Here is a 12,607-nt window from a genome sequence, read left to right on the forward strand (position 1 = left end):
TCGACACGGGTCGCGAAGCGGCGCGGGCGCGCGAGGGCGCCGATAGGGATGCGCTGCTGCGCTATACGGCCTTCGGCGCGATATCGTCAACCGCCACGTCGGGCGGCGGTATATCGGGCAGCGCGTCCACCGTCTTGCCCGAGTCGCGCCAGGCTTCCATGCCGCCGCGTAGCGGCAGCACGTCGGCGAAGCCGGCCTCACTCAACTGTTTGGCCATCCATGCCGCGGATATTTCGTTCGGACATGAACAGTAAATCACCACCTTCTGATCGTGCGGGTATGTCGCGACGATCTCGTCGAGTTGGCGCTCGTCGGCGAATTGCGAGCCCGGAATCACGAACGGATCGAGCACGCGCTTCTCCTGCGAGCGAATATCGAACAGCACCGGCGTGTTGCCGGCCGCGACCAGCGCCGCCAGTTCATCGACTTCGATCCGCTGGGTCGCGAGCTTGGCAATCAGCTGGCGCCGCCGAATCCAGCGATAAGCCGCATACAGCAGCAGCAACGCGACGGCCACCACTGCAGCCGTGCGCCCGAGGCGGCCGGCCATGGCGAACAGCATGTCGATTTGCCGGGCGAACAGCGCGCCGATGATCAAACCGGTTCCCGACCACAAGGCGGCGCCGATGCTGTCGTAAGTGAGAAACGTGCGGTAGCGCGTGCCCATTGCGCCGGCCATTGGAATCGACACAATCGACAGGCCCGGCACGAACTTCGCCACGGCCAGCACACGTACGCCCCAGCGGCCGAAAAAGCGTTCGGTCTTTTTTACACAGGTATCGCGCGACAACGAAAGACGGCAGATCGTTTTCAGCGTATTGCCGCCATACATACGGCCAGCGAGATACCAGGCGCTGTCACCGATCAGCGTGGCGAATATCGACAGGATCAGAACCGGCAATAATTGCGTGCCCACTGAGCCGGGATGCATGGCCGCCATTGCGCCAAACAGCACGAGCGACGGCATCGCGGGCACCGGCAGCCCGAGTGAAGCGGCCAGCACGTTCACGAAGACGAGCGCCGGTCCATATTGCTCGACAAGGTCATGTAGCATCGGCTTACATCCGTCGCCCTTTCGGGAACGGCGCGGGTAGGGAAAAGCAAAGGAGAATGCAAGGATTATGGACGCATTTTCAAGACGTGCAAACGCCGAGAAAACGGGTCCGCAATCGGGAGCTTAAAAGCACGTCTCCGGCATGTCCCAAGGATTAAAAGCGCGGCTTAGAAGCGCGAATGAAACAAAGCGAAATGGATTGAAGCGTGCGCGGCGAGAGGGCGGCGAATAACGCGCTACAGATTCGCGTAGGAAACCCTGCAGTGCCCAAACCAGAGCGGGCGGTATGAAACTGCGCCCGGCATTCGCGCGTAAGCGCAATGCCGGGCGCAGCAGCTTTACTGACGATGATTGTGTTGTTCGCCCGGCAACTCCGCGCCATGCGCGCGAATCGCCGCAATCAGTTCGGCAGGCGTGATTTCGTAGCGCACTTCGCGGTGAATGCCTGGCTTGCGCTCGTCGACCTCGATCAGAAGAATGCCTTTGCCGTCTTCTGTCGATTCGAGGCGCAGCGAGCGAAGTTCGCGCGCCGTTGCGTCGTCGTATTCGGTGAGCAGGGCCATTGACCCGGAGGACCCGGTAGTGCGCATCGAAGTTGTCCTTCTTCCGTTGTTGATCGAACCATTGTACGGGCAGTTGTCGCGCCGCGTGTCGCGCGAGGCTCACACCGCGTGTCTGCCCGTTTACCTGTCTGTTTGCCGGGGCGCCGCTGCGCCGTGTTGGCCAATCGCTGGCGAGGCACGCCGCTCAATGCGGGCCGTGACGCCCGACTGTGACAACCAGTTTAACGCGACTCCCGGCACCGTCGGCTGCATTTTTCGTGCCCCGTGGCGGTGCAACTATTGTCTCCCCAGCTGTCACGGCGCTGACGCGCGTTTGGGTTAGGGCCGGGTGCGACGCGCGAAACTCTCGGCAAAAAAAAGCCCGTCCTCGGAGAGGACGGGCTGCTAAACGCCGTTGTTACTCGGGTCAGCCTGCCCTTGCAACTTATTGGGCGCTGACGCTTGCATCGTGATGCGTCAATTCCGGGCTGTCGAGGTGGGAGTAACGCCGATCTATCAGATCAATGCAATGCCAAATCTCCCGGCTCGACCTCGTGCGCGGTTCCCTGTGCCGCGTCGCGCTTGAATCCGGCCGCCGGCTTGTGGGCGGGATGCGGCGCCATGTCGCGCGCAAGTGCCTGCCGCAGCGGCTCTGCAGCTCGCCGCGGGGGTGTTGCATCGGCGACGGTGAAAAGGCTCACCGCTTCGTCGAGCACGCGCATCTGCGAGGTGGTGCGTGCCACCAGTTCGGTGCCGAGCGCCACTCCGGTCGCACTCGCCTCGACCACTGATTTGATTTCCTTCGAAGACGCCGCGCAGCGTTGCGCGAGCATCCGCACCTCGCCCGCGACCACCAGATCGGCGGTCAGATCGCCCGCCGCGAGGCGGGTCGCGAAGCCGGACATATCGCGAATCGGTTCGGCGAGCTGGCGCGTCAGCACCCGCCAGGCCACGAGGTTGAATGCGGCGGTGACGCCGAACGCAATCCAGAATGGCGCGGGCGGTGTGCCGCCCCATGCCGCGAGACCGGTCAGCAATAACGCCAAGGGCGTGATCGCATAGCCGGCCGCCGCACGCGTCGCAACCGGCAGACGCATCAGCGATTGCACACGGCCGGGCAACCCCGTGCGCACCACCACGCCACGGTGCAGTTTGAACGCTTGCGATGCGCCGGTGCGCAGGCGCGTGTACAACGCTTCGGCGGTACGCACCGCGTCGCGTTCCGGCTTCACGCGCACGCTCAGATAACCGACCACCGCGCCTTTGTCGACCACGGGCGTAACGTTCGCGAGCACCCAGTAATGGTCGCCGTTCTTGCGGCGGTTTTTGGATGCGGCCGGTCAGGTCGGTCGCGGAAACAAGCATCTGTGACGAAGGGAATTCGTACTCGTGCCCGGTGACAGGCTGTTGTTGCGCATGGCTTTCCTTGCAAGCGCGAACGCGCGTCCGCACGGTCCTTACGTCGATGCAAGGAATAACGGCATTAACCCCGCGGGCTTGAGGGTTTCCCAGTAAACCACTCAGGTTTATCCGGCGCACAGCCGTTAATACAGGGTTATTTGATGCGTGCCGAATCGCCGTGGAAAACGGTGCCGGATGGCGTGCCGCCGTACCTTCAAAAGCGTTACACTGCGCCGGATAAGGCCTGCAGACGCATCTCGTCACCCTGACACTCGCAGCGGTCTGCCTGCGCGAATCCGCTACTCAAGTGACCGATGCAGAAGATCCTCGACCGTACTCAGGAGTCACTGGCCCAGGCGTTCGCTTCGCTTGCGCAAAGCGCGAAGCGTCAACAACGCCTGTATCTCGCAACGATCGGCTCGCTGATGCTGATCGTGGTGATATTCACGCTGCTTCTCGCGGTTCTCGGCGCGGCCAAACAACTGGACTACCGGCGCGCCTTAGCTACGGTGAATGCCGCCGATATCAGAGCGCTGCTGCATCGCGAGGAGGCGTTTCTGGCGCGTGCGGAGTTGACGCTTGCTTACTACGACGCTTTCGAAGGTCAGTTGCCGCTGCCTGAGGGCATGGCGGAATCGGTCCAGAAAACGGGCGCGGCACGCAGTCTTGTGGAGACGGGCGGCGCGCATATCGATCTGCTGGTTGGCGACGCGACTCGGGCAGCGTGGGGGCCGCAGCTGAACACCCGACTCTGGCGCCTGTACCAGACCGGCGTCTCGACGCTGGCGACCGAGCAGGCCTTCACACTGCGCCAGCGCGCGATGCTGATCGGACTGAACGAAGACTACGCGGTCATGCTCCCCGCCGCCGACGCGCCGGGCGCCGCATCGGGCGCCGATGCGTCGGGCGCCGGTGCGTTGCTGCTGCAACCCGCAACGATCGGCACGCTGCGCGATGAGATCGAGCGTCAATTGCAGGCTCAGACCGGCAAGCGCGTGCCGGGGAAAGGCGAGCGGATATGGCTCGGTCCCTATCGCGACCCGCTGCAAGGCGTACCCGTGATCATTGCCGTGAGCGCCTACTATTCGGGGGACACGCCGGTCACGCTCATCACGGCCAGCATCCCGGTCAGCACGCTGCCCGACTATTTCACCCGACCGGCGGTCGACGGGACGCTGCTGATCGCGACGCCAGACCGTCGCGTGATTGTGTCGTCGCCGCCGGTCGACGCGGGCACGTCGCAAATGCTGCGCAACCTCGTCGCCGATATGCCCGCCGACGGGTATCGCTACACCCGCCACGGCGCGGTGCTGGTCGAGCCGCTCGCGCCGGACTTCGGCTCGCTGGTGGGTTACCTGCCGTGGCGGGCACTAGTCTGGGCGCTACGCTGGCAACTGGCGACGCTCGCCGGCCTTGCCCTGCTCGTACTGGGAGCCATCGCGCTCACCGCTCGCCTATGGGGGCTGCGGCTGTTACACAAGACGTTCGTCGAAACGACGCGCGCGCTGGAAAGCGAAACCATCAATCACATTCTCGTCAGCGCGACGCCGATCGGTTTATGCATCGTTCGGCAAAGCGATTTTTCGATCCTCACCGCCAATGCGCTGGCTAACGAGTTGTTGCATATCGAAGCGGGCAGCAACCGCCTGCCGCCGCACATCGTCGGCGAGTTCTCGGCGCAGGCGCCGGACAAGCCTTCGCTGACGGCGTTTGCGAAGGTGGCCGCTTTTGTCGCGCCTGCACAACCGTTGCCGTCGCAGTCGCATTTATTGCAAGCGGTCACTCAAGCCGCAACCCAACCGGTCGCGCTAGCGCAGCCAGACCAGGGCGACGCGGCGTCCGCGCAGTTCCTGCAGTTCACCTACGGCGCCGCGCGTTATGCCGACGAAGACGTGTTGTTCTGCGCGATTCTCGACGTGACCGCGCAGCATGCGCTCGAACAGCAATTGCGGCTCGCACAGCAGACTTCCGAGAGCATGATGCGGGCGCGTTCGAATTTCTTCGCGTCGATGAGCCACGAAATCCGCACGCCATTGAACGCGCTGCTCGGCAACCTCGAACTGTTCGCGCGAACCCCGGGCCTGGAAGCGCACACGCGACGGCTCGTCACGCTGGAGGTGGCGGCCGGCGCGCTGCGCCGCATCGTCAACGACATTCTCGACTTTTCGAAGATCGACGCCGGCGAGATGCGGCTCATGACTGAATCTTTCCGGCCAATCGACGATTTCGAAAATATCGCGCTGTCCTACGCGCCCATGACGGCGGATCGCGCGATCCGTTTCTATTCGCACCTCTCGCCGACGCTCGACCAGACCTTGCGCGGCGATCGCACGCGCATCGCGCAGATCGTCAACAACCTGCTGAGCAACGCGTTCAAGTTCACGTCGTGCGGCAAGATCACGTTGAGTGCCGACGTGAAGGACGATCTGCAAGGCCGCCCGATTTTGACCTGCCGGGTCTGCGATTCGGGCGTCGGCATGGATCAGGCGCTGGTGGCGCGCATTTTCAATCCGTTCGAGCAGGGCGAGGCGAGCACCTCGAGCCGCTATGGCGGCACCGGTTTGGGTCTGTCGATCTGCGCGCGGCTGTGCGAATTGATGGGAGGACATATCTCCGTCGAGAGCGTGCTTGGAGTGGGCAGTGCGTTCAGTGCCTCGATACCGCTTGCGTTGCCGCCCGATGAATTGCGCGTGCCGGCCGTCGAGCCGGCACGCCGTGGCAGCGTGCTGGTGTTGTGTCAGGAGCGAGAGTCAGGACAACTGCTCGACGGCTGGTTGCAGCGCGCGGGCTGGTCGACCCACACGGTGACGTCGACGCGCAGCGCGTTGGCCTGGTTACGCGTGAACCGGCCGCACGCGATGCTGATCACCGGGGAGTACAGTCTCGACGCCATTGCCGGATTGCGCGCGGTCCAACCGGTCGGCGCGGCGTGGATCACGCGAACCGGGCCGCATCGTCCCGCGGCGCGTGGCGAGGGCGTGCTCGAAGCCACTGAATTCAGCCGCACGGCGATCCTGTCCGCCATCGAACTTGCGGCCGAGGGCGGGGTGGCTACCGATAGCGCGGAGGCGCTCGCCGGCGAGCTTGCCGAGGCACTGCCGCCGGCTGTGAATCCGGCATTGCACGGCCTGACGGTTCTCGTCGCCGAAGACAACCCGCTGATCCAGACCTTGATCGTCGAGCAGCTCGAGGCGCTCGGCTGCCTGCCGACGATCGCCGGCGACGGACGCCAGGCGCTGGCGGCATTCGAGCAGGGACACTTCGAGGTCGTGCTGACCGATATCCACATGCCGGTCATGGACGGTTACGGATTGCTCGCGGCGTTGCGCAAGGCGCATGTGGACTTGCCGGTGCTGGCCTTTAGCGCGGTCACCGACAACCGGCAGCAGGAAGGCTGGCTCGAGCGCGGCTTTACCGGCTATGTCGCAAAGCCGGCGTCGTTGGGCGAGTTGGAGACGGCGTTGCTCGCGGTGACGTCGGCACGAGCCGGGGTGTCGACGTCAACGGCGAGCGCGCCGGTTGCTTCAGCAACCTCCGCAACCGCCGGCGCATCCGCTGAGCCGGCCAACCCGCTCAGCGCGGACGACAAGACGCGTTACACGGCCATGCTGAAAGAGCACCTGCAAAATGATTTGCCGAGGCTCATGGCGATTGTCGAGCAGGAGGACCGGACGGCATTGGGTGGCTGGGCGCATAGCGCCGCCGGCGCGTTTCTCGTGGTGCAGGAGCGGCAGTTCGCGCAGCTATGCCGTGAGCTTCAGCGGCTATGTGAGAACAGCGAAAGCTGGACCACCGAAATGGACGAACGTGCGATCTCGTTGCACGAGGCGATCGGCGATCAGTTCGGATTGGATGAAGCGTCGATGCATTGATGCGCCTCGCCGCGGCGGCGTGGCGCATCACGCACACTGCTTGCATCGCGTGTATGGCGACAAGGGCGCCCCGATGTGCCGGCGCGCCCGGTTCTAGATCAGCCGTCTCTCAGAGCGGCAAAGTTAAACCAGCCCCGTCATGTAATACACCGCGATCACAAAGAAAACCGCCAGCGTCTTGATGACTGTCACCGCGAAAATATCGCGGTACGACTGACGGTGCGTCAAACCCGTCACCGCCAGCAACGTGATCACCGCGCCGTTATGCGGCAACGTGTCCATGCCGCCGCTCGCCATGGCAACAACCCGGTGCAGCACTTCCATCGGAATGTGCGCGGCTTCCGCGCCCTTGATGAACGTGTCGGACATGGCCGCGAGCGCGATGCTCATGCCACCCGATGCCGAACCCGTAATACCCGCCAGCGAACTCACCGACACCGCCGCGTTGACGAGTGGATTCGGAATACTCTTCAGCGCATCGCTGACCACCAGGAAGCCCGGCAAAGCCGCGATCACGCCGCCGAAGCCATATTCCGACGCCGTATTCAACGAAGCCAGCAGTGCGCCGGCCACGGCAGCCTTGGTGCCGACCGCGAAGCGTTCGCGCACGCGACCAAACGCCGTCACCACGACCATCACGATACCGAGCAGCAAGGCGCCTTCAACGGCCCAGATCGCGACGACGCTTTTGATCGTCGTCGTGACCGGTGCATGGATGCCCGGCAGGATGTCCGGTGCGATGGTGTACGACGCGCCGTACCAGTCCGGAATCCAGCGGGTCAGCAGGAAGTTGGCCACGCCGACCAGCACCAGCGGTGCGACCGCGAGCAGCGGATGCGGCAGGTGCTTCGATTCGACGCGTTCCGGTTCGTTGACGAGATCCGTGCCGTAGCCTTCACCGGTCGCCATGGCCGCGCGGCGGCGCCATTCCAGATACGTGAGACCAACCACGATGATGAACAGCGAGCCGATCACGCCCAGTGCGGGAGCGGCCCACGAGGTTGTCTTGAAGAAGGTGGTCGGGATGATGTTCTGGATCTGCGGCGTGCCCGGCAGCGAATCCATCGTGAACGAGAACGCGCCGAGCGCGATCGCACCCGGCATCAGGCGTTTCGGAATATTGCTCTGGCGATACAGCTCGGCGGCGAACGGATACACCGCGAACACCACCACGAACAACGATACGCCGCCATAGGTGAGCAGCGCGCACACCGCGACGATCACCGCATTCGCCCGTGAACGGCCGATATAGCGAATGGCTGCGGCGACGATCGACTCCGAGAAGCCGGACAGTTCGATGACCTTGCCGAACACCGCGCCCAACAGAAACACGGGGAAGTAAAGTTTGACGAAGCCGACCATCTTCTCCATGAAGATGCCGGAGAACACCGGCGCGACGGCGCCTGGATCGGTGAGCAGCACCGCGCCGAGGGCGGCGATCGGTGCGAACAGAATGACGCTGTAGCCGCGATACGCGGCAAACATCAGAAACGCCAGCGCGGCGAGGACGATGACAAAGGACATTGAGTCTCCAAAGCTTGATAGTTCTACGTGTACGCCGTCCCGATGGTGCGACGACCCGGCGCCCGCAAATGCAGATTCCGTGCCACGCGCGCCGCAGGGCCTGGCCATTGATTTCACAGGCCAAAGTTCGAAACGGGATGCGCCCGATTGTACCCAAATGTCTCTAAAACGGGACGCTAATCACCCGAACTTGGGCCGAATCGAGGTTAAACCCTTATCTGTAGAGCTTGCTGGCGATCTCGTCGATGAGATAAGCTTGTCTACGAAATGAGACACGCATAAATAAAACGATAGCCGGAGACAGCGACACCATGATGAACGACTGGGCAGGCCTTCCTGCCACCTACGGCGACGTGTTGCGCCGGGCGTTGGATTCGCTCTTCCGTACGTTCGAAAATTCCAGCGAAGGCACGTTCATCGTCGACGCCGAGGCGCGCGTCGTCTGGATCAACAAGCGCTACGCGGCGCGCTTCGGTTTTTCGGATCCGGAGCAGGCAATTGGCCGGGATTGCGAGGAGGTGATTCCTAACAGCCTGATGCGCGAGGTGGTGAACACCGGCAAGCCGATTCTGCTCGACATCCTCGAAACGGACCGCGAGCCGCTGGTCGTGACCCGGCTGCCGCTGAAAGACGATGCGGGCGAAACTGTCGGCGCGGTGGGTTTCGCGTTGTTCGACGAGTTGAAGGCGCTGACGCCGCTTTTTTCCCACTACTCACGCGTGCAAGCCGAGTTGATCGCGACGCGTCAGTCGCTTGCGCAAGCAAGACGGGCGAAGTACACGTTCGGCAGTTTCGTCGGCACGAGCGCGGCCAGTCTCGAAGTGAAGCGCCAGGCGCGCCGCGCCGCGCAACTCGAGTCGCCGGTGCTATTGCTCGGCGAAACCGGCACGGGCAAGGAATTGCTGGCGCATGCCATTCACGGCGGCTCGGCGCGGGCAAATCAGCCGCTCGTGACCGTCAACGTCGCGGCGATTCCGGATACCTTGCTCGAAGTTGAATTCTTCGGCGCCGCGCCCGGCGCCTATACGGGTGCCGACCGCAAGGGACGCGTCGGGAAGTTCGAGCTCGCGAACGGCGGCACGCTGTTTCTCGACGAAATCGGCGACATGCCGCTGCCGTTGCAGGGCAAGCTGCTGCGCGTGCTGCAGGACAAGGAATTCGAGCCGCTCGGCTCGAACCGGATCGTGCGCGCGGATGTGCGGATCATCGCGGCGACGTCGGCCGATTTGCCGGCGCTGGTCGCGGCGGGGCGTTTTCGCGCAGACCTGTTCTATCGGTTGAACGTGCTGACGATCCAGGCGCCGGCGCTGCGCGAGCGTTCGTCCGATATTGAGGCGCTGGCTTACGCCATGCTCGAGGACCTGGCGACGCAAGCGCGCGGCGCCAGTCACTTCGAATTGCAAGACGATGCGTTGCGGCTGCTGTGTGCCTACGGATGGCCCGGCAATGTGCGCGAGTTGCGCAACACGCTGGAGCGGGCGGTGATGCTCTCGGACAGCGAGCGAATCGACGCACGCGCGTTGGCGCCGTTCATTGGTCCGGCGCAGGGCGGCGGCCGTCGTCCGCAGGTGCCGAGCGCGCTCTCCGGCGCGCACGCTTCAGGTGCGGCTGCGGAGGCGGAGGCGGAGGTGGGCGAGGCGGCGTCGTGGAGCGACGCCATGGCGGCGTTCGAAAAGCGCTTCCTGAGCGACGCCTTGCGCGCCAACGGCGGACGCGTGATCGAGACGGCCGCGCAGATCGGCATGGGGCGCGCGACACTCTACAAGAAGATCGCGGCACACGGCATCGAGATGTGACAACGTCCGGCGGCATAGTCCAGCGGCATCAAGTGACGCAGCGCAATTGCCGCGTGGCACAATCGCGGGATCGAAAAAACAAGACGTGATCGGGGTTTCAAATGAAACGCAGTCTCTTCTCTTTCGCGCGCCGGGCCTGTGCCGGGCTGGCGCTTCCCGCAATCGCCATGCTGGGCGGTTGCAGCAGCAGCGCACCGCTGTTTCTGCCGGACGGCCGGCCGACCACGCTGGTTCAATGTCCGGCCGGCTCCGACTCCTGCTCGCAGCAGGCAAGCGCGGCGTGCGGCGGCGCTTTCGACGTGGTGCGCCAGTCCAGCGACAACGGCACGCTCAGCCTGATTTACGCCTGCCGGGCGAAATGACGTCACGCCGGCCAACGGCTGGCGTTTGTCAGAGGATTATCAACTCCCTTTCTTTATCCCCGTTCGCCCAGAACGGCGGGCGTTTGCCCCTTTCAGCGGATATTATTTGACCGGACAAATCCGGGCCTACGGCTTACCGCTGTCACGCAATAAACCCATGGTCGTCATAACTATCTGCCTCTAATGCGTATTTATTGAAACGGCTATGATCCACATTGGATATTTGCCGTGCTGCTTCGATATTATTTGCTTTTACTGGTTGAGCCGATAAACGGGGACTCCGGTCTAGCCGTTAGGCCAAGTCCGTGCGCCACCTAACGGAACGCGAAGATTCTTCGCAGTATTGTCTTCTGGCCGGCTCGAAGTTAAACCTATACGAAGAATTTGCCGGCTTGCGGCAGGGCGGATTAGCCGTTAAAGAAAGATTTTCCGTTTGAGAGACTGGATGGCGTAATTGCGGCACGTTTCATGCTGTTTAAACGAGTTCAATGAGTAATTCCGGGGAAAACAATGAATCACCGCCAACTCGAAAAAGATATCGAGCATCTTGAACATGTAATTTCGCATATCTCCGCTGAAGACCGTATTCCGCTGTCATATTGGCGCAACCGCATTGCGTCGGTGTCCGGGGCGGTATTGGTGCCCGCGCAAGCCAGTCGCGTCAAACGGCTCAGTGCAGCACTTTCGGCCCTGGAGGCGCGGCGGAAGGCCTGACTGTCCCTCGGAACGAAGATGACGTGTACCTTCTGATCGGGTAACGTTCTCTGCAAAAATAAGGGAACGTAGCACCTACCGATTCAGGAGGAACATGCAACCAGCAGGACTTTCAGCAACACGGCTCTCCGCGCTCACGAATGCCATGCAAGGCTATGTGGAGCGCGGCGAAGTGGCAGGCGTCGTCTCGCTGGTCTGGCGGCGCGGCGAAATCGGCTATTTCGAGCCGCTCGGCTTGCGCGATGAAGCCGCGCAATTGCCGATGGAACGCGACACGCTGTTTCGCATCGCGTCAATGACCAAACCGGTGACGAGTGCGGCGATCCTGATGCTGATCGAAGAGGACCGGCTCGCACTCGACACGCCGATCTCCTTGTGGCTGCCGGAACTGGCTGCGCCCTCCGTGCTGCGCGATCCCACCGGCCCGCTCGACGAAACCGACCCGGTCAGAGCGCCGCTTACCGTGCTCGATCTGCTGACGCATCGCGCCGGCTACGCCTATCACTTCACGGCCACCGGTCCGTTGGCCGAAGCTTACGCGGCCGCTTTCAACGGGCTTGAAGCGCATGGGGACGCCAGCGCGTGGCTGGCGCGTATAGCGGGTTTGCCATTGATGTTTCAGCCCGGCTCGCGCTGGCACTACGGCATCGCGACCGATATCCTCGGCGTGCTGATCGAGCGCGTGGCAGGCATGCCGCTCGGCGAGTTCTTCCGCACGCGGATCTTCGAACCGCTCGGCATGCGCGACACAGCGTTCTGGGTGCCCGGCGCGCAGCTGACGCGTTTGGCGACGGCTTACGGCGTCGAGCCAGGCACTCGCCTGCGTGTGGTCGAAGATCATCCGTCGGCAAGCCGCTGGGCGAATCCCGAGCGATTTCAGGGCGGCGGTGGCGGTCTTGTCTCGACTGCGCAGGATTATCTGCAGTTCGCGCAACTGTTGCTGGGACGTGGACGGCTGGGGTCGACGCGGTTGCTGTCGCATCGCTCGGTCGATCTGATGCGCTCGAATTTTCTGACCCGCGACCAGCGCCGCGTGCCGGCGTTCGGTCATGTGCTGTGGGCGGGACAGGGCTTTGGCCTTGGCTTGTCCATCGTCGATGATCCGGCGCAGCAGTTGCCGCTCGGCTATCGCTCGATGGGTTCGTTCGGCTGGCCAGGCGCGTTCGGCACAAGCTGGTTCGCCGATCCGGTGGAAGACATGATCGGGCTTATGCTGATTCAGCGGCGTGCTGTCGAACCCTTTCCGATGTCGGTCGATTTCGAACGCCGCGTGTACGATGCGATTGACGATTGAGTGCATTGGCTACGGTCGTTGAGCGGGAAGCCCGGGACGGCGGTTAGT

At 63.2% G+C, this 12,607-nt stretch carries 8 protein-coding genes and 1 pseudogene; 5 read left to right on the forward strand and 4 right to left on the reverse strand.

All coding sequences use genetic code 11. The annotated features are described in order from the left end of the window. Positions 1-61 precede the first annotated feature (61 nt). From PQR53_RS28865 to PQR53_RS28875, 3 genes and pseudogenes are all read right to left on the reverse strand, one after another. Entirely contained in the window at positions 62-1,054 is a 993-nt protein-coding gene (locus PQR53_RS28865; protein WP_408461726.1) for a DedA family protein/thiosulfate sulfurtransferase GlpE, read from the reverse strand. A 338-nt stretch (positions 1,055-1,392) separates the two neighbouring features. Further along, on the reverse strand, positions 1,393-1,644 hold the full coding sequence (locus PQR53_RS28870; RefSeq protein WP_007178686.1) for a hypothetical protein: 252 nt from the start codon (positions 1,642-1,644) through the stop codon (positions 1,393-1,395). A 590-nt stretch (positions 1,645-2,234) separates the two neighbouring features. Next, positions 2,235-2,961: pseudogene (locus PQR53_RS28875) on the reverse strand (chemotaxis protein); the annotation flags it as partial. A gap of 350 nt (positions 2,962-3,311) precedes the next feature. Between PQR53_RS28875 and PQR53_RS28880 the strand changes: the two are divergent. After that, a complete protein-coding gene (locus PQR53_RS28880) occupies positions 3,312-6,869 on the forward strand; it encodes an ATP-binding protein (protein ID WP_408461729.1) in 3,558 nt (1,185 codons plus the stop codon). A gap of 123 nt (positions 6,870-6,992) precedes the next feature. Here the strand turns inward: PQR53_RS28880 and PQR53_RS28885 are convergent, their stop codons facing one another. Then, positions 6,993-8,393: a GntP family permease gene (locus PQR53_RS28885; RefSeq protein ID WP_323043656.1), complete on the reverse strand. Its 1,401-nt coding sequence runs from the start codon at positions 8,391-8,393 to the stop codon at positions 6,993-6,995. A 311-nt stretch (positions 8,394-8,704) separates the two neighbouring features. Between PQR53_RS28885 and PQR53_RS28890 the strand changes: the two genes are divergently transcribed. The 4 genes from PQR53_RS28890 (at position 8,705) to PQR53_RS28905 (ending at position 12,559) form a co-directional block, all read left to right on the forward strand. Further along, positions 8,705-10,189 (forward strand): sigma-54 interaction domain-containing protein, encoded by a 1,485-nt coding sequence (locus PQR53_RS28890; protein WP_408461732.1) that lies wholly within the window; start codon positions 8,705-8,707, stop codon positions 10,187-10,189. 101 nt (positions 10,190-10,290) lie between these two features. Then, positions 10,291-10,551: a hypothetical protein gene (locus PQR53_RS28895; protein WP_408461735.1), complete on the forward strand. Its 261-nt coding sequence runs from the start codon at positions 10,291-10,293 to the stop codon at positions 10,549-10,551. A 510-nt stretch (positions 10,552-11,061) separates the two neighbouring features. Continuing rightward, complete coding sequence (locus PQR53_RS28900; protein WP_408461737.1) at positions 11,062-11,265, forward strand: hypothetical protein; 204 nt, start codon at positions 11,062-11,064, stop codon at positions 11,263-11,265. 94 nt (positions 11,266-11,359) lie between these two features. Then, positions 11,360-12,559: a serine hydrolase domain-containing protein gene (locus PQR53_RS28905; RefSeq protein WP_408461740.1), complete on the forward strand. Its 1,200-nt coding sequence runs from the start codon at positions 11,360-11,362 to the stop codon at positions 12,557-12,559. The last annotated feature ends 48 nt before the right edge of the window (positions 12,560-12,607 follow it).

This window comes from Paraburkholderia fungorum (assembly GCF_046027605.1).
Taxonomy (GTDB): Bacteria; Pseudomonadota; Gammaproteobacteria; order Burkholderiales; family Burkholderiaceae; genus Paraburkholderia; species Paraburkholderia fungorum_F.

What these genes read in the sequence shown, in the direction of transcription:
- PQR53_RS28900 (WP_408461737.1), top strand. Translation starts at nt 11,062, where the DNA reads ATGAATCACCGCCAACTCGAAAAAGATATCGAGCATCTTGAACATGTA.
- PQR53_RS28880 (WP_408461729.1), top strand. Translation starts at nt 3,312, where the DNA reads ATGCAGAAGATCCTCGACCGTACTCAGGAGTCACTGGCCCAGGCGTTC.
- PQR53_RS28895 (WP_408461735.1), top strand. Translation starts at nt 10,291, where the DNA reads ATGAAACGCAGTCTCTTCTCTTTCGCGCGCCGGGCCTGTGCCGGGCTG.
- PQR53_RS28885 (WP_323043656.1), bottom strand. Translation starts at nt 8,393, where the DNA reads ATGTCCTTTGTCATCGTCCTCGCCGCGCTGGCGTTTCTGATGTTTGCC.
- PQR53_RS28905 (WP_408461740.1), top strand. Translation starts at nt 11,360, where the DNA reads ATGCAACCAGCAGGACTTTCAGCAACACGGCTCTCCGCGCTCACGAAT.
- PQR53_RS28865 (WP_408461726.1), bottom strand. Translation starts at nt 1,054, where the DNA reads ATGCTACATGACCTTGTCGAGCAATATGGACCGGCGCTCGTCTTCGTG.
- PQR53_RS28870 (WP_007178686.1), bottom strand. Translation starts at nt 1,644, where the DNA reads ATGCGCACTACCGGGTCCTCCGGGTCAATGGCCCTGCTCACCGAATAC.
- PQR53_RS28890 (WP_408461732.1), top strand. Translation starts at nt 8,705, where the DNA reads ATGATGAACGACTGGGCAGGCCTTCCTGCCACCTACGGCGACGTGTTG.